At 37.1% G+C, this 18161-nt stretch carries 13 protein-coding genes; 12 read left to right on the forward strand and 1 reads right to left on the reverse strand.

The genetic code is table 11. The features are described from left to right. The first annotated feature begins 206 nt into the window (after positions 1-206). The 12 genes from JI65_RS06285 to leuA all read left to right on the forward strand — a co-directional run bounded on the left by JI65_RS06285 (position 207) and on the right by leuA (position 16411). Positions 207-1796 (forward strand): type I restriction-modification system subunit M, encoded by a 1590-nt coding sequence (locus JI65_RS06285; protein WP_191014531.1) that lies wholly within the window; start codon positions 207-209, stop codon positions 1794-1796. A gap of 45 nt (positions 1797-1841) precedes the next feature. Continuing rightward, the gene (locus JI65_RS06290) at positions 1842-2315 is read left to right on the forward strand and encodes a CdiA C-terminal domain-containing protein (RefSeq protein WP_191014532.1); all 474 of its coding nucleotides are present in this window, start codon (positions 1842-1844) and stop codon (positions 2313-2315) included. Between the two features lie 222 nt (positions 2316-2537). Continuing rightward, entirely contained in the window at positions 2538-3638 is a 1101-nt protein-coding gene (locus JI65_RS06295) for a PDDEXK nuclease domain-containing protein (RefSeq protein ID WP_191014533.1), read from the forward strand. A gap of 212 nt (positions 3639-3850) precedes the next feature. Beyond that, entirely contained in the window at positions 3851-5248 is a 1398-nt protein-coding gene (locus tag JI65_RS06300) for a restriction endonuclease subunit S (RefSeq protein WP_191014534.1), read from the forward strand. Between the two features lie 29 nt (positions 5249-5277). Next, on the forward strand, positions 5278-5805 hold the full coding sequence (locus JI65_RS06305) for a restriction endonuclease subunit S (RefSeq protein ID WP_277950589.1): 528 nt from the start codon (positions 5278-5280) through the stop codon (positions 5803-5805). Continuing rightward, positions 5802-7742 (forward strand): DUF262 domain-containing protein, encoded by a 1941-nt coding sequence (locus JI65_RS06310; protein WP_191014535.1) that lies wholly within the window; start codon positions 5802-5804, stop codon positions 7740-7742. The genes JI65_RS06305 and JI65_RS06310 overlap by 4 nt, the downstream gene beginning before the upstream one ends. Before the next feature lie 15 nt (positions 7743-7757). Further along, on the forward strand, positions 7758-10877 hold the full coding sequence (locus JI65_RS06315) for a type I restriction endonuclease subunit R (protein WP_191014536.1): 3120 nt from the start codon (positions 7758-7760) through the stop codon (positions 10875-10877). A gap of 15 nt (positions 10878-10892) precedes the next feature. Beyond that, positions 10893-11420, forward strand: a complete 528-nt coding sequence (locus tag JI65_RS06320; RefSeq protein ID WP_191014537.1) for a macro domain-containing protein — start codon at positions 10893-10895, stop codon at positions 11418-11420. Positions 11421-11515: 95 nt separating this feature from the next. After that, complete coding sequence (locus tag JI65_RS06325) at positions 11516-12571, forward strand: RES family NAD+ phosphorylase (protein ID WP_191014538.1); 1056 nt, start codon at positions 11516-11518, stop codon at positions 12569-12571. 464 nt (positions 12572-13035) lie between these two features. Further along, complete coding sequence (locus tag JI65_RS17360; protein WP_242457179.1) at positions 13036-13164, forward strand: YraN family protein; 129 nt, start codon at positions 13036-13038, stop codon at positions 13162-13164. A 439-nt stretch (positions 13165-13603) separates the two neighbouring features. Next, a complete protein-coding gene (locus JI65_RS06335) occupies positions 13604-14245 on the forward strand; it encodes a hypothetical protein (RefSeq protein WP_191014539.1) in 642 nt (213 codons plus the stop codon). Positions 14246-14731: 486 nt separating this feature from the next. Beyond that, the gene (gene leuA, locus JI65_RS06340; RefSeq protein WP_191014540.1) at positions 14732-16411 is read left to right on the forward strand and encodes a 2-isopropylmalate synthase; all 1680 of its coding nucleotides are present in this window, start codon (positions 14732-14734) and stop codon (positions 16409-16411) included. A gap of 214 nt (positions 16412-16625) precedes the next feature. Here leuA and JI65_RS06345 read toward each other — a convergent pair whose 3' ends face one another. Next, a complete protein-coding gene (locus JI65_RS06345) occupies positions 16626-17909 on the reverse strand; it encodes an O-acetylhomoserine aminocarboxypropyltransferase/cysteine synthase family protein (protein WP_191014541.1) in 1284 nt (427 codons plus the stop codon). Between the last annotated feature and the right edge of the window lie 252 nt (positions 17910-18161).

Consider the following 18161-nt stretch of genomic DNA (forward strand, 5'->3'; position numbering starts at 1 on the left):
CAGTTTTATAAAGGGGGGGGCGAATTCAAGAATTTGTTTTACAATCTCAACAGCTTCTTTTTGCTTATCCTTTGATAAATCTTCTAATGTTTCGAAAAGTGTCAATTTTGTGCTATAATGCTTTATTACTGATTTGAGATTTTTTTTAACGTAGTGTCATTCTTTGACACAAATGGGATATATAATTCTCTTGTAGGATGATAAAAATGGCAGACAACAAAAAAGAGACTGAAAGAGCGGAACTCCACCGTACAATCTGGGGTATTGCAAACGACCTTCGTGGAAGTGTAGACGGATGGGATTTTAAGCAGTATGTGCTTGGAATGCTCTTTTACAGATATATTTCTGAAAACTTAGACCATTATATTTCAAAAGGTGAATGGGAAGCAGGAAACAAAGATTTCCGTTATTCAAAACTTTCTGACAAAGAGGCGGAGACAGCAAAAGACGATATTGTAAAAGAAAAAGGATTCTTTATCCTTCCTTCGTGGCTTTTCTGCAACGTACTTGAAAAAGCAAATAAAGATAATACAGACCTGAACGAAAAGCTTGAAAAAATCTTCAAGGAAATTGAAGGCTCAGCTCTTGGAACTGACAGCGAAGACGACTTTAAAGGCCTGTTCGATGATATTGATGTAAACTCAAACAAGCTTGGTGCAACTGTTACAAAAAGAAATGAAATGCTTGTTAAGCTGATGAACGGCATTAACAGCATGAATCTTGGTAACGGTGATTATAATGACAATACAATCGACGCGTTCGGCGACGCTTACGAATACCTTATGGGCATGTACGCTTCTAACGCGGGAAAGAGCGGTGGCGAGTATTACACCCCGCAGGAAGTCAGCGAGCTTCTTACAAAGATTACGCTCGTGAACGGCGACGGAAGCATGAAAAAGAGCGTGAACAAAGTCTATGACCCCGCGTGTGGCTCAGGCTCGCTTCTTTTGAAGTTCGCAAAAATCTTGGGTGCTGATAATGTTCGTCTTGGATTCTACGGGCAGGAAATAAACATCACGACTTACAACCTTTGCCGTATCAATATGTTCCTGCATGATGTAAGTTATGACAAGTTCAATATCAAGCTTGGCGATACGCTCATAGACCCAAAACATTGGGATGATGAGCCTTTTGAAGCAATTGTCTCAAATCCGCCGTACTCGATAAAATGGGAAGGCGACGACAACCCGATTCTTATAAACGACCCGAGATTTTCTCCTGCGGGCGTTCTTGCTCCGAAGGGAAAGGCCGACCTTGCTTTTATCATGCACTCACTTTCTTGGCTTGCAACTAACGGAACTGCGGCCATCGTTTGTTTCCCTGGCATTATGTACCGTGGCGGAGCTGAGCAGAAAATCAGAAAGTATCTTATTGATAACAACTTCATCGACTGTATCATTCAGCTTCCTGACAATCTTTTCTTTGGAACTTCTATTGCAACCTGCATCATGGTTTTGAAGAAAGGAAAGACAGAAAGTAAAACCCTCTTTATTGATGCTTCAAAAGAGTGCGTAAAAGTTACCAACTCAAATAAACTCACCGAACAGAATATTAAAAACATTCTCAAAGTCTTTACCGAACGTAAAGAAAAAATAGACTATGTAAGCCGTCTGGTAAATAACGATGAAATTGCCCAGAATGAATACAACCTTTCTGTTTCAAGCTACGTTGAAGCCGAAGACACAAGAGAAGTAATTGATATTAAAGTTCTGAACGCTCAGATTGCAGAGATTGTGGAAAAAGAAAACAATCTCCGTGCAGAAATCGACAAGATTATTGGGGAGATTGAAGCATAATGAGCAAGCAAATGCAATTCATAATGCACAATGGAGAATAGAGAATTGAATTTTATAGACATTTCTTTTGACAAAGCAACAGAATTATTTCCAGACGAAGTTTGGGCAGAGGAATATAAAAATGTTTTTGTCGCAAAAAGTCGGCAGCCCAAAAACAGCGAGCAAAAATCTGTTTTTGAAAAAGAAATGCTTATGGCTCGTATAGCAAGCGATAACGGTCATACAGTATATCTTTTGCCAGAACTGCCAGAGCAAAAAAATGCAGATGCAGTTATGGACGGCATATTAACGGAATTTAAAGCTGTCACAGGCGGAGAAAATGCTGTTTCTCACCGATTTCGCGATGCTCTTCATCAGGGGTACAATGTGTATCTGAAAATTGACAGCGACATAAAAGAAAAGCGTGTCAGGCAGATTTTGCACGGAGTTTTAAAAGAAAAAGATTGTGACGAACTTGTTTATTGCTATCTTACAGTAAAGAATAAAATGTATTGCTGGAAAATGAACGATTTAAAATAAATACGGCATCGACGAATCGATGCCATTCCGTTGCCTCAGGCTGGTTTCCCAGAACTCAGACAACTATATATTACAATAAGAATGGAGAACTGTCAAATGAGCAAGTTAGATGAACTGATTGCTTCGACTACATCGACTTGCTTCGACAAGCTCAGCAACCGATGAGCAACCAAGAAATGCGGTCATTGAGCGGAGTCGAAATGACAAATGAGGAATTTAACTATGTCTAAACTTGATGAACTGATAAACAAAGAAAGTGATTTTTCAGAATATAAAGGTTGGTTAAAAGAGCTAAAAAATCGCTACAGAGAAGCACAAATAAAAGCCTCTGTCGCCGTTAATGCAGGGCTTCTTGAATATTATTGGCATCTTGGAGAAGATATTGAAAAGAAATCTTTTGCAAATATGTATGGTTCAGCTTTTTTTGACAGACTGAGCAAAGATTTAAAAAAGGAGCTTGAAGAAGCTCAAGGTTTTTCTCCAGTAAATTTACGATATACCTACAGATTCTATATGCTCTACAACCCAATTCTTCAACAACTTGTTGAAGAATCTGAAAAAAACAGTTTAGTTGAATGTCTTAAAAGAGTTCCATGGGGGCATCATCAGAGAATTATTGACAAATGCAAGAACGAATCCAAAAAAGCACTCTTTTATATTCGTAAGACTATTGAAAATCATTGGTCGCGAAATGTTCTGTTGAATTTTCTTGATACAAATCTTTATGAGAGAGAAGGAAAAGCTGTTTCAAATTTTCAGAATCTTTTGCCGCCTGTGCAGGGGGAACTTGCCCAGCAGATGACAAAAGACCCGTATTCTTTTGATTTTTTGACAATGAGGGAAAAATACGAAGAAAAAGAATTGAAAGATGCTCTAATTGCAAACATTGAAAAATTTCTTCTTGAACTAGGAAAAGGTTTTGCTTATATGGGGCGTGAATACAGGCTTCAGATAGGAAACACGGAACAGTTTTTAGATATGCTTTTTTATAATACAAATCTCCGTTGTTATGTAGTTATAGAAATAAAAACTGGGCAATTTGAAGCCTCTAATATAGGGCAGCTCGGAACTTATGTAACTGCTGTGAATCATATATTGAAAACTGAAAACGATAACCCTACACTAGGACTTTTGATTTGCAAAGAAAAGGATAATGTTCTGGCAAAGTTTTCATTGGAGAGTTCAAGAGAACCGCTCGCAATATCCGAATATGAGCTGAGCAAATTATATCCTGCAGATTTCAAATCTTCATTGCCGACAATCCAAGAGATTGAAAGCGGAATAAAGGAACTTTTGCAAAAAGATGACGGAGCAGAAAAATGAGCAAGTTAGATGAACTGATAAATAAGCTTTGTCCTGATTGTGAGCCGACAATTTTTGCTTGCGCGAAAATTGCGGTAAAATCCGCTATATCGGGATTCGTGCCGAACCCGATAAGTTAATTTGTGAGCCGACAAACCTTGCGGTTTGCGGTTAAAATCATAGAAAAATGTCATGCTGAACTTGTTTCAGCATCTGTTTGAAGGAATGAAGGTATGTCTAAACTTGATGAACTGATAAAAGAGCTTTGCCCTGACGGGGTGGAATATAAGACACTTGAAAATATTTCCTTAATAAAAGCTCGAATTGGCTGGCAAGGTTTAACAAAGGATGAATATCTTAACAGTGGTGATTATTACTTAGTTACTGGTGTTGATTTTAAAGATGGCTTGGTTGATTGGGACAATTGTCATTATGTGACTAAAGACCGTTATGACCAAGATACTAATATTCAAATTAAAAATGATGATGTGTTGGTAACAAAAGACGGTACATTGGGAAAAGTTGCATTTGTACAGGGACTAAAAAAGCCTGCAACATTAAATAGTGGTGTATTTGTAGTACGAAGTACGGATAAGAATATAAGCAATAAGTTCCTATATCACTATTTGAAATCGCCTTATTTGATGAAATTTGCAAATAGCAAATTGACGGGTGGAACTATAAAACATCTGAATCAGTCTGTTATAACTCAGTTACCAATCCCCGTACCACCTCTTCCCGTGCAGGAGGAAATCGTGCGAATCCTCGACAAATTTACGTCGCTTACAGCGGAGCTTACAGCGGAGCTTACAGCTCGTCGCAAGCAGTATGAATACTACAGAGATTCTTTGCTTTCTCCAGAATCAAAATTTCGCGCGAGTTTGCTTGCAAACTCGTTAAGGTCGGGCAACGCCGACCGACACTCGCTGTTAACAAGAGATACTAAGGTTGAAGTTAAGAAGCTCGGTGATTTTGCAACTATTACACGTGGTGGAAACTTCCAGAAAAAAGATTTTGTAGAAAGTGGTTTGCCTTGCATCCATTATGGCCAGATGTACACTCATTTTGGCACATGGACTGATAAAACTCTTACCTTTGTTGATAAAGATGTTTTTGATAAATCAAAACAGGCTCAGCCTAATGATATTGTAATGGCTGTTACAAGCGAAAATGTAGATGATGTTTGTAAATGTACTGCATGGGTAGGCAAAGAGCCTATTGCTGTTAGCGGACATACTGCAATTATTCATCATAATCAGAATGCGAAGTATTTATCTTATTATTTCCAGAGTTCTGTTTTTTATAAGCAGAAAGTAAAACTTGCTCATGGGACAAAAGTTATTGAAGTAACTCCAGATAAATTGAATGACATTACAATTCCGCTTCCGCCGTTAGATGTTCAGGAACGTATTGTAAATGTTCTCGATAACTTTGATTCTATCTGTACGGACTTGAAAATTGGTCTCCCTGCGGAAATTGAAGCGCGAAAAAAACAATATGAGTATTACCGAGATTTGCTGTTGACATTCGCAAGTAGCGGAAACACAATCTTGTCAGAACAGAACAGAACAGAACAGAACAGAACAGAACAGAACAGAACAGAACAGAACAGAACAGAACAGATGAAATAAAGCTGCTTCAATATGTTTTTGGTTATGCGATTGTTCGTTTGGGCGAGATTGCGAAAATAAAAAATGGGAAGGATTATAAAGCGTTAGGAAGTGGAAACATTCCTGTTTATGGTTCTGGCGGTATTATGACTTATGTAGATAAATCCGTTTACAATAAGCCGACCGTTTTGATTCCACGAAAAGGAAGCCTTGCTAACTTGTTTTATGTAGATAGTGAGTTTTGGAATGTAGATACAATTTTCTATACGGAAATAAATCAGGAAATTGTAGTTCCAAAATATTTGTTTTATTTGCTTTTGAAAGAGCATTTAGAAAACTTAAATAAGGCAGGTGGAGTTCCTAGCCTGACACAAGAGATTTTGAATAAAGTTGTTTTACTTGTTCCATCTTGTGAAGAGCAGGAAAGAATTGTAAAAATTCTCGACCGCTTTGACAGCCTTTGCAACGATATTTCTTCAGGCCTTCCTGCGGAAATTGAAGCAAGGAAAAAACAATATGAGTATTACAGGGATAAGCTATTATCCTTTGAAATAAAAAAGAATGGAGTGAATAAATGAAAGTTCAAACAAAGTCATTGAATTTTTTGCGTAGTGAAACAAAAATTGAAATCCCGTTTTTTCAGCGTCCTTATGTATGGAAGTATGAAAATGCGAAGTTGCTGCTGCAGGATTTGTTTAGAACTAATGGAAATCATTTTTTAGGCTCGATTCTCTTAAAACTCGAAGATAATGATTCTGAGGATGAGAATGTGACACCATCAAAGCAAGTCGTTATAGATGGACAACAACGATTAACCACATTGAGTATCTTGGTGAAAGTTATGTTTGATTTTTTAAGGGAAAACAGAGCATTGTCTAATCCTGAAATCGTTGATGGACAGAGAGCTCTGTTTTATCTAGAAGATAACGGGTATATAGCACATCTAGAAAATTCATATCATGATAAAGATAACTTCAAAAAAATAATAGGAGAAGTAAAATCGGTAGAGATTCAGGGGCATCCATTTGAAGAATATACAAAACCTGAATTTGATTCGGTAAATGCAGAATTAGTCGAAGATATTAATCTTACAGAAGATGAATATGAGAAAAAATATAACGAAAGCGAAAATCTATTGAGACAGTGCTATAAATATTTTATCAAAGAAATATATTCAAAAAATGTGGATACTGTAAAACAACTTTGGACTAAATTGTTCAGTGAATCTGTCAATTTATTAGTTATCATTCGACTTGATGCAACTGACAAAGAACAGGAAATATTTGATACTATTAATAGTGCGGGGATGCATCTTTCGTCAACAGATATAATAAAAAATCATTTGTATCAAAAACTAATGAGTACAGGAGTTTCTCAAAAGAAAGTTTTAGAAAAATACAAAAAATCATGGGAACAAACCTTTGAGAATGAATCAAACTATTCCTTTTGGAATAAAGAAAAAAATGTAGGTCGCAATTTGCGTTCTAATATTGAATTGTTCTTTCAAGCTTATGGTATTATTCATGAACCAAAGATATATGATGTTGAAGAAGACACAATTGCAGATTTGGCAAAAAAATTTAAGGAATATCTAACAACATTACATACTACGGAAGAGGTTGAGAACTTTATTGATGATATAATGAATACAGCTTCAATTTATCACTCTCTACCTCATTTTTCGAGTACAGATGCTATAAAGTTTGATGAAATTGGTAAACGAGTTGCTTGTATAATGGATATTAGTGACAACACAACATTTACTCCTTATTTGTTATATCTATATAAAAGATATGATACAGAAGATACTCAAGAGGAATTGAATGCTAAATTAACTTTTGTTGACAATGTTTTAATGCATTATATTGTTTCAGGCAATTCAAACAAAAACTTTAACAAATACTGCACTGATCTAATTGATGATGATAAAAATGGTAGTTCAAATTCTAGTTCCCTAAATGACATAACACTTGAAGATTTACAGAAGGGTATAAAAATCAGAAAGAATAACACTCTTGCAAAACTAATTTTATACTTTATTGAATTACACAGGAATTATAAACTTGAAGGTTCAGACAAGAAATATATTTCGCTTCAATTCACTAATGAAATGGAGCTAGAACATATTTTGCCAAAAAAGTGGGAAGAAAACTGGGGGCCTGATAAAACACCTTATGTTTATGACGATGGAACTTTAATTCAAGATGCTGATGAGGGAAGAAAGAATAGAGAATCTCGATTGCTATCTCTTGGTAATATGACAATATTATCAAAAAAATTGAATATTAAAATTAGTAATGAAAACTTTTACAACAAGATTAAAGGCAAGGATACAGGAAAGAAGAAGGTTAAACATATTGAAGGAGTTAGAGAACTTAGTTCATTTTCAATTACAACAGAGTTCTTACCAGCAGAAACAGCTAGAATCGATGAATATGTTTGGAATGAACAAACAATTTCAAATCGTGAAAACAATCTCTTGAATGAAATAATTGAGATCTGGCCTTTACAATAAATCAGGAGATGCAAAATGTATAATATCATAGCCGAAACAAATGAAGCGACCGTTGTATCAGAATATATTCCGCCTGCCCGTCGTAAGCGTTCATACCAGAGCGAAGCGGAGCTTGAAAAGAACTTCATCGAAGATTTGCAGGAACAGGGCTATGAATACCTTACAATTAAGACAGAAGACGAACTTGTAGAAAATCTAAAAAAGCAAATTGAAAAGCTCAATAAAATTACATTCAGCGAAACAGAATGGGCGCGTTTTTATGGCCATTATCTTGCAAACGATACAGAAGGAATTGTAGAGAAGACTTTTTCCATCCAGAGTGACTATATAAAAGTTCTTCCTCGTGATGATGGCTCAACTAAAAACATTTACCTGATTGATAAAAAAAATATTCATAACAATTACTTGCAAGTAATAAATCAATTCACTCCAGAAGGTGGGCGATATTCTAACCGCTACGATGTAACTATCCTTGTAAACGGTCTTCCTCTTGTGCATTGTGAATTAAAGAGGCGTGGTGTAAATATCCGCGAAGCTTTTAATCAGATTCGCCGTTATAATCGTGACAGCTTCTGGGCGGGATCTGGCCTTTTTCAGTTCATCCAGATTTTTATTATTTCAAACGGAACAAATACAAAGTATTTTTCTAATACAACTCGTGAAGCAAGTATTAAAGAACAGACAAGCAAAAAAGGAAGCGGAAAGAAAACAAGCAACTCTTTTGAGTTCACATCTTATTGGGCTGATGCAAATAATAAAATCATCAACGACCTTGAAGACTTTACTCGTACTTTCCTTGCAAAACATACAATCTTAAATATCCTTACAAAGTATTGTGTCTTTGATACAAACAACACGCTTCTTGTAATGCGACCTTATCAAATTGCGGCTACTGAGCGCATTTTGAATAAGATTCTTATTTCAAGCAATTATCACAAAGAAGGAACGATTGAAGCAGGCGGTTTTGTCTGGCATACAACGGGAAGCGGAAAAACTCTTACATCTTTTAAGACTGCAATTCTTGCAAGTCAAATGGACTGTATCGACAAAGTTTTGTTTGTTGTAGACCGCAAAGACTTGGATTATCAGACAATGAAAGAATACGACCGTTTCCAGAAGGATGCGGCTAACTCAAACAAGTCTGTGGCCATCCTCAAAAAACAGTTGGAAGATGATAACTGTAAGATTATTATTACAACAATCCAAAAGCTAGGAATATTCATCAAAAAGAATAAAGGCCATCCAATTTTCCTGCGTCACATTGTCCTGATTTTTGATGAATGCCATCGTTCTCAGTTTGGAGAATTGCATAAGGACATTGTAAAGTCATTCAAGAGATTCCATCTGTTCGGTTTCACGGGTACTCCAATCTTTCAGAAAAATGCGGGTGCAAATGGAGCAGGCGGAATCAGAACTACGGATCAGGCTTTTGGCGAAAAGCTTCATACTTACACTATTGTGGATGCAATCAACGACCATAATGTTCTGCCTTTCCGCATCGATTATATAAAAACAATCAGGATGAAAGACGGTGTAAAGGATAAGGATGTAGCAGGAATCGACAAAGAAAATGCTCTGTCCGCTCCTGAGCGTATTTCTGCCGTTGTTTCATACATAATCGAACACTTCGACCAGAAAACAAAACGCAACACTCACGGCGGTGTGTATGAGTTCAAGGCTCTTACAAATATCGCTGAAAGTGCAAAGGCAAAAGACAGAGGAAGCGTAAAAGACCAGAAAGAACTCAAGCATATTTCCGGATTCAATTCAATGTTCTGTGTTCAGTCCATAGAGACGGCCATTAAATACTATGCAGAATTCAAAAAACAAATAGAAGAGAATCCTGCATGCGGTCTGAAAGTCGGCATGATATACAGCTTTGGCGCAAATGAAGCAGAAGACGAAAATGGATTTGTAGACGATGAGAATTCAGACGATACAGCTGGTCTTGATGTAGTAAGCCGTGATTATCTTGAAAGTGCTATCAAAGACTATAATGCAATGTTTCACACGGATTATGACACTTCTTCTGATAAGTTCCAGAACTATTACAAAGATGTTTCCCTGCGCATGAAGAATAAGGAACTGGATATTCTTATCGTTGTAAATATGTTCCTCACAGGCTTTGATGCTACTACTTTGAATACTCTCTGGGTAGACAAAAATCTCAAAATGCACGGACTGATTCAGGCTTATAGCCGTACCAACCGTATTTTGAATTCAATAAAGACATTCGGAAACATTGTTTGTTTCCGTGACTTGTCTGAAAAAACAGATGAAGCAATCGCATTGTTTGGTGATAGAAACGCAAAGGGAACAATCCTTCTGAGAAGCTTTGATGATTACTACAACGGCTTTACCGATGAAAAAGACAAATATCATAAAGGCTATACTGAACTTGTGGAGGAACTTTTGACAAAGTTCCCGCTTGATGGCTTCAAAAACAATGTGATTACACAGGAAGCTAAAAAAGAATTCGTAATGCTATATGGTGCAATTCTCCGTATGCGTAACATTCTTACAACATTCGATCAATTCGATGGAGATACACTTCTTGAAATAAACGACTTGCAGGATTACCAGAGCCATTACATTGACATTCATGATGAAATCAGACCAGACGAAAAAGGTGAAAAAGAAAACATCAATGATGATATTGTCTTTGAGATGGAGCTTATCAAGCAAGTAGATATAAACATAGATTACATCTTGATGCTTGTTGCAAAATACCATGATTCTAATTGTCATGATTCAGAAATTCTCGTAGACATTAAGAAGGCTATTGGCGGAAGTATCGAGCTTAGAAGTAAGAAACAGCTCATTGAAGACTTTATCGCTCAGATAAACACTTCAAGCAATATTCAAAAAGACTGGCAGAGTTATATTGCTAAAAAAAGGGAAGAAGAACTTGCTGCAATTATTACGGAGCAAAAACTTAAACCAGAGGAAACGAAGATTTTTATTGAAAACTCTTTCCGTGATGGTGTACTTCGTACAACAGGAATTGATATAGACAGAATTCTTCCTCCTGTTTCCCGCTTTGGCGGTGGTAATGGCGGGGTAAACCGCAGCGAAGTAAAGAAGACTGTCATTGAACGGCTTAAAGAATTCTTTGAGAAGTATTTTGGTGTGTAATATATGGAGGCTTAAATGTCTGATTTTAAATTAATTCATGGAAGCTGTGCTGACCAGACTGCTGATGCCGTTGTAAATGCGGCTAACTCAGGTCTTAGAAAAGGTGGTGGAATCTGTAAAGTTATTTTTGATAGATGTGGAACAACAGAATTAACACAAGCGTGTTCTAAAAAACAGACACCTGTAAAAGATGGCGATGCAGTAATAACTCCTGCTTTTAATATGAAAAATGCAAAACACATTATCCATGCAGTCGGCCCAGATTTTGGCAGAACTCCTAAAGCATTTCTTGAACTTTTTAATGCTTACTATAACTCTCTTGTTTTACTAAAAGACAATGGCTTGCATAGTATTTCATTTCCTTTAATTAGCTCTGGTATCTTTGGGGGCAATCTTCCTAATCCTGCAGGGGAATCTGCAAAACAATGTGGAAGAGCATATAAAAAGTTTGTTCAGGATTATCCTGATTATGATGTTTATGTAATGCTTTGTGCATTCAATTCTTCAGAATATCAGGATGCAAAAACTGAACTTGGTATGTAATAATGTAGCTATTTTCAATTTAATAAGTTTATTGCATTTAAGCTATTTATTTCCATGCTTTATTCTATAACAAATTAAAGCACAGGAGTATGTAAATGGGAATACTTAACCTACACAATTACAAAAATACTAAAGTTCCAGAAGAATATTGGGATTGCATAGCTGATTATCTTAGTTGTTGTGAAAACGAGATAAACGACATTTCTGAAGAATCGTATTCTAATATTCGTTGGAATGAGAAAAAAGTTTGTTTTCAAGCTTTATTATATTCTCTTGGGATACCTAATGGAATTCATAAACAAATTGAAAAAGAGATACGTTGTCCAGAATGTGGTAGAAAGATAGAATTAGAATCGGTTGTTTCAATAAATTATGGATATCAATCTAAAAGAACCAGACAAAAGTTAGAAGCAAAAATCAATAAAGATGTACATGGCAAAATTAAAAATTTCATAAAGTTTTTGAAAAAATATCCAATGTTGGGATTGCTTGATGATACAGGAAAAGAAATTGAAAATGCAATTAGAAGTACTAAACTACAAATAATTGATAATGAGATTTGGTATAGAGCAAGGAAACCTGATAAGAATAATCCGCTAAAAATATTTACTCAGAAAGAGATGGGTAAACCGCCTGTTGATATTACTCCTGAAGGAAGATTTAATCATTATGGGCAACCTTCTTTGTATTTGGGTAATTCAGATTATGTATGTGCAAAGGAAATAAATGACGGAAATTTTCAGGTTATTTGTTGGATTCAGAAAGTCTATGTTAAAAAGGCAAAAATATTGGATTTAACTGATTATTCTACTATTAATAAATTAGGTGAGTATCCTTTACTTGTTGCAGGTTTGTTAATATCTGGAGAACTTGAAGAACATAATGAAAAGCATAAGGGATTCTATAAACCTGAATACGCAATAACACGTTTTATTGCTGATTTATGTAGGGTAAATAATATAGATGGAATTAAATACGGTAGTGCTGTCAGAAATGAGACTGACAAAGATAGTATTAATTTAGTTTTATTTAATGATAATTGCTATTATTATGAGGGAGAGCCTACCCTTTATAGTGGAAATGAGAAAATACTCGCTAGATGTGGAATAGAAGATGATGAAATAATATTTTATTGTCCGACTCAGAAATAGATAAGGTGGATTAATGAAAATAATACAGTGTCCAATTTGTCATAATGAAATGGTAGAAGAATCTCTCCCGTAGAAGAGAGCTTTTAAGTATGAAACATGTATCAGAAAATGTTTAAATTGTCGTATAGGTGCTTCTAATAGCGAAAAAAATCCGACTTTTATTTATGAGGATTTTCATAAAAATATTCCTTCTGAACTATTGGAAAACTTAGATTATACACTTAACCATAGTAATAATAATCGGAATCATTTTAGTAAGAAAATAAGGATTGGCTATTCAACTTCGGAAGATGCGGTATCTTGGATTTTTATAAAGTATTTCATCAAAAATCAAAAATTGAATATTTTACAAGAAATATTCAATTGTAAAAGTAAAATTACTGAAATTTTAATGTGGGGTGTACCACAAATAGATAAGCAATATGCAAATCCATTAAAGGATATTTGTAGAAATCTTGGAGAAAATGAAAACTCTTTTTTCAGAACCTGATATTATTGTAATTACTGAAGAAGAAGTAATTTTCATTGAGGTAAAAGTAAAAGCTAGTAATGATAAGCAAGATCCAGATAAAAAAACTTTGATAGATATCTGAATAATGATTTTTATCTAGATAAGAATTTAGCAAAGAAATCAAAATATTATGAGTTAATCAGGAATTGGACTATAGCACATTTCTTTTCAATCGATAAGAAAATTAGATTGATAAATTTTGCTCCAAGGAAGTTGTTTTATAAAGAAAGTAATCGTGACTTTTCAAACTTTATATCATCATTAAAGAATAAGAAAAACTTTGAGCAACTGTCTTGGGAAGATGTTATTCAAGTAATGATTGATAATTCCATAGATAATAAATTTTTGGATGAATTAAAGAAAAGAAATGGATTAATTCGATAAGAAAAATGGCATTGCTGAATAATCAATTTAACAGTATACTGCAATGATTTGAGGTGCGTTGCTTCTCAAATGGAAGGTTAGGGGAAAATAGAATTGTTATTTTAAACAATTCAAAACTTTACCAGAAGGAGCAATTTATGTACCACTATGTACGCAATTCTGTCGTCAAACCATGGCGAAGTTTTACCGCTGACAAAATGAATCGAGTGAAACAGATGCTTAAAGCTGAATATAATCTCGATACAGATTTCTACCTTGTCGGAAGCGGTGCAAAAAATCTTGTTACACAAAATGAAAACGAACCTTTTGATTTAGATTGGAATCTTGAGGTTTATAATCTTGCAGAACCAACAAAGAATGCGGAATGGCTTAAAACAACGGTTATGGATTTCTTGAATGAAATAATGGAAGACACTCCATTTCGTAACTGTCAGGATTCAACGGCCGTAATAACTTCAAGATGGACAACGGAAGAAGGTTTGAAGTTCAGCTTTGACATAGCAATTCTTGTAGAAAATTCAAATGGAATTTTCTGCCGTATGATTCATGATAAATTTATGAACCGCTTTTATTGGACAGAAGTTCCTGATTCTAAAGATGTCTATGATAGAATGGATAAGCTGAAAGAAAATGGATGGTGGCAAGAAATAAGAGATACATATCTCGAAAAGAAGAATATGTATCTTAGACGAATTGATAGGGATAATCATCCTTTATTCAATATTTTTGTAGAGACTATCAATGAAGTCTGGTATAAGGCTTGTCACCAAAGGAGATAGAAGTCCAGAAGGCTGGCCGTCTGGCAGATAATCCAAAAAGACAGAGTCTTGTTGGCGGAGGTTTAGAAAGGGTGGTGGAATCTGCAAAGTTATTTTTGATAGATGTTGAACAGAATCTTTGTGTTCGTGTTGTCAACAATGTTCTTCCCCATGCAAAAAGGAAAACTTGCAGCAAAACTTGGACGAAATATTTGGAATGTAGGCGAACAACAGAAACGGTCATGCATTTGCAAGGTGAGACGCTTTGAGACTCAATGAACCGTTTAACAAAATGCTACTTGATTAAACTTAAATAAAGGATTAGTATTTTCTCCATGAATAATTTTTCACTACTACTACTATGCAATCTTCTCGTTAAATGCAGCTAAAAGCTCAAGTAGTGTGGTGTTCATTATTTTTATAAATTATAACATTACAAGACCTGTTGCTTTGGCGGCAGGTCTTTTTTGTTTATAAGACGATTTTAATCTAAAAGGAGATTCAAAAATGAATGCAAAAAAGTACAGACCTTTCCCACAGCCGGCAATGCAGACTCGCGAATGGCCTTCTAAGCGTATTGAAAAGGCACCAATCTGGTGTTCCGTTGACCTTCGAGACGGAAATCAGGCTCTAATTGACCCGATGGGAATCGAAACTAAACTTGCTTATTTTGATCTTCTTGTAAAAATCGGTTTTAAAGAAATTGAGATTTGCTTTCCTTCTGCTTCTGACACAGAATTCGATTTTTGCCGACGGCTTATCGAAGAAAATCACATTCCAGAGGACGTGACGATTCAGGTTCTCTGTCAGGCACGGGAACATCTTATTCGCCGCACGATGGACGCAATCAAATGGGCTCCTCATGTAATCTTCCATATTTACAATTCCACTTCTCCTGCTCAGCGAAAATACACTTTTGGCAAATCAAAAGAAGAAATCATTCAGATTGCCGTTGAGGGCGTAAAGTGCATAAAAGAATGCATGAAGGATTTGTCAGAGGACGAGAGAAAAAGAATCCGGCTTGAATATTCGCCAGAAAGTTTTTCGATGACAGAAATTGACTATGCGATTGAGATTTGTGAGGCTGTAAAAAAAGAGTGGGGCACTTCAAAAGACAACAAGATTATCTTCAACTTGCCGACCACTGTTGAATGCTACACGGCGAACGTTTACGCGGACTCAATCGAATATTTTGCAAAGCACATCACCGACCGCGAGAACGTGATTATTTCCACTCACTGCCACAATGACCGCGGAACCGGAGTCGCTTCGTGCGAGCTTGGACTTCTTGCCGGTGCGGACCGCGTTGAAGGCTGTCTTTTTGGAAACGGCGAGAGAACTGGAAATCTTGACATCGTAACTGTTGCGTTGAACATGTTCAGCGAGGGCGTTGACCCAGAGCTTGATTTTTCTGACTTGCCGGAGATTGCGGACGCTTACCAGGAATTTACAAAAATGGATATTTCTCCGCGAAGCCCGTATGCGGGCGGACTTGCTTACACGGCTTTGTCTGGCGGGCATCAGGACGCGATTGCAAAAGGACTTGCCGCCCGCGCAAAAATGGCGGAGGATTCCGTCTGGGACGTTCCGTATCTTCTTATTGACCCAAAAGACATTGGACGAAAGTACGAGGGAATTATCCGAATCAACTCCCAGAGCGGAAAGGGCGGTGCTTCATTCATTTTGGAGCACAATTACGGCTATTCGATTCCGAAGGCAATGCAGCCTGCAATCGGCGATTTGATAAAAAGCGAGAGCGACAAGGCGCAGCGTGAACTTAAGCCAGAAGAAATTCTTGGATTCTTTGAGCATCAGTGGCTTTTGAACAAAGAAAAACTTTCAATCGTTGATTTTGCTTCAACGCAACTTGAGGGAAACAAAGATTCAGGTGCGCCAGAACATGTAAGTTGCCGCGGAGTTATTAATTATGCTGGCAAGCAGATTTCGATTGGCGGAAGCGGAAACGGTCCTCTTGATGCTTTCGTTTCTTCACTCGCAAAAACGGAACTTCCAAAATTCAATATCGTGGCGTTCCACGAGCATTCTATTGGACAGGGAAGCGACACGAGCGCGATTGCGTATGTTCAGATTGCCCGTGAGGATGGAAAGAAAATCTGGGGTGTCGGAAAATCCAGCAACGTCGGTCGGGCCGGAATTGAGGCTGTAGTTTCTGCCTTGAACCAGTAAAAATATAGTCATTCTGAGCGCTGCGCCACGACTGCACGCCGGTTACGCTCGTGGTGTCTCAGAATCCCAAAAGAAAGATTCCGAAACTAGTTCGGAATGACGGTTAATTATTCGGCAACGAGTTTGGAATGCCAGCGAATTGATATTCAATGCGCTGGCTTTTTTGATTAATTCGATTTTTAACTTTTGATTTTTACATTCATATTTTCAAGTTTTATTTGAGTGCCGCAAAGCCTCCTTCAAGGTCTGCGATAATGTCATCGATGTGTTCAGTTCCGATTGAAAGACGGATTGTGTTCTGCTTGATTCCTTGGTCTGCAAGTTCTGCGTCGCTTAGCTGCGAATGGGTTGTGCTTGCAGGATGAATTACAAGGGACTTTACGTCGGCAACATTTGCCAAGAGACTAAAAATCTTTAGGTTGTCAATGAACTTCCAAGCTTCCTCGCGTCCGCCTTTAATTTCAAATGTGAAAATCGAAGCTCCCCCGTTCGGAAAGTATTTTTCGTAAAGGGCGTGGTTTGGATGCTCTGGCAAAGAAGGGTGATTCACTTTTTCTACCAGCGGATGATTTTTTAGAAACTCAACAACGCGTTTTGTGTTTTCTGCATGCCGCTCAAGACGGAGCGAAAGCGTCTCGGTTCCTTGCAAAAGCAAGAATGCGTTGAACGGACTTATTGTAGCTCCTGTGTCTCGGAGCAAAATTGCCCGAATGTACGTTACGAATGCTGCAGGTCCAACTGCATCGTAAAAAGAAACTCCGTGGTAGCTTGGGTTTGGCTCTGCGATGTTCTTGTATTTTCCGCTTTTTTTCCAGTCGAACTTTCCGCTCTCAACGATTACGCCGCCGAGCGTTGTTCCGTGGCCGCCAATGAATTTTGTTGCCGAGTGAACAACAATGTCCGCTCCGTGCTCAATCGGACGAATCAAATATGGCGTTCCAAAGGTATTGTCGATTACAAGCGGAATTGAATGTTTGTGAGCGATTTTTGCAATCTCATCAATATCAGGAATATCGCTGTTCGGATTTCCGAGGGTTTCAAGATAGATTGCGCGTGTATTTTCTTTTATTGCGCCTTCAATCTCCGCCAAATTGTGTGCGTCAACAAAAGTCGTTTTGATTCCGTACTGAGGGAGCGTGTGCGAGAGCAAGTTGTACGAACCGCCGTAAATTGTCTTTTGTGCCACGATGTGTCCGCCATCCGCAGCCAGTGCCTGAATCGTGTATGTGATTGCCGCCGCGCCAGAAGCTACCGCAAGGGCCGCGCTTCCGCCTTCCAAGGCCGCTATGCGTTTTTCAAAAACGTCTTGCGTGGTATTTGTAAGGCGACCGTAAATATTTCCGCTGTCTGCAAGCCCGAATCGGTCTGCCGCGTGTTTTGAATTATGAAAAACATACGAAGTTGTCTGGTAAATTGGTACTGCCCGTGAATCTGTAGCTGGGTCTGCGTTTTCCTGTCCAACGTGCAACTGTAAAGTTTCGAATCTGTAATTTGCCATAATAGTGTCTCCTTATTTTTATTCTGTTTTGTTTTTATAAAGCCTTGTGGCTTAAAGAGTTAGTTTGAACATAAATAAGAACAGAGGCACATCCGTCCGTTTCGAAAATTTTCGCGAACAAGTTTTTCAAAGTAAATCGCCATACATACCTCCAGATTTTTGCTAATTCCTATCGTTTAGATAGGAATACTTTATTTTATATTACCTACTTTGTCAATAGGGAATGTAAAATAAAATGTTTTTTTTGTGAGA

The organism is Treponema zioleckii, from assembly GCF_014737315.1.
Taxonomy (GTDB): domain Bacteria; phylum Spirochaetota; class Spirochaetia; order Treponematales; family Treponemataceae; genus Treponema_D; species Treponema_D zioleckii.

Excerpts from the sequence above, each read along its gene's own strand:
- JI65_RS06285 (WP_191014531.1), top strand. The coding sequence starts at position 207 with ATGGCAGACAACAAAAAAGAGACTGAAAGAGCGGAACTCCACCGTACA.
- JI65_RS06295 (WP_191014533.1), top strand. The coding sequence starts at position 2,538 with ATGTCTAAACTTGATGAACTGATAAACAAAGAAAGTGATTTTTCAGAA.
- JI65_RS06300 (WP_191014534.1), top strand. The coding sequence starts at position 3,851 with ATGTCTAAACTTGATGAACTGATAAAAGAGCTTTGCCCTGACGGGGTG.
- JI65_RS06310 (WP_191014535.1), top strand. The coding sequence starts at position 5,802 with ATGAAAGTTCAAACAAAGTCATTGAATTTTTTGCGTAGTGAAACAAAA.
- JI65_RS06315 (WP_191014536.1), top strand. The coding sequence starts at position 7,758 with ATGTATAATATCATAGCCGAAACAAATGAAGCGACCGTTGTATCAGAA.
- JI65_RS06320 (WP_191014537.1), top strand. The coding sequence starts at position 10,893 with ATGTCTGATTTTAAATTAATTCATGGAAGCTGTGCTGACCAGACTGCT.
- JI65_RS06325 (WP_191014538.1), top strand. The coding sequence starts at position 11,516 with ATGGGAATACTTAACCTACACAATTACAAAAATACTAAAGTTCCAGAA.
- JI65_RS17360 (WP_242457179.1), top strand. The coding sequence starts at position 13,036 with ATGAAAACTCTTTTTTCAGAACCTGATATTATTGTAATTACTGAAGAA.
- JI65_RS06335 (WP_191014539.1), top strand. The coding sequence starts at position 13,604 with ATGTACCACTATGTACGCAATTCTGTCGTCAAACCATGGCGAAGTTTT.
- leuA (WP_191014540.1), top strand. The coding sequence starts at position 14,732 with ATGAATGCAAAAAAGTACAGACCTTTCCCACAGCCGGCAATGCAGACT.
- JI65_RS06345 (WP_191014541.1), bottom strand. The coding sequence starts at position 17,909 with ATGGCAAATTACAGATTCGAAACTTTACAGTTGCACGTTGGACAGGAA.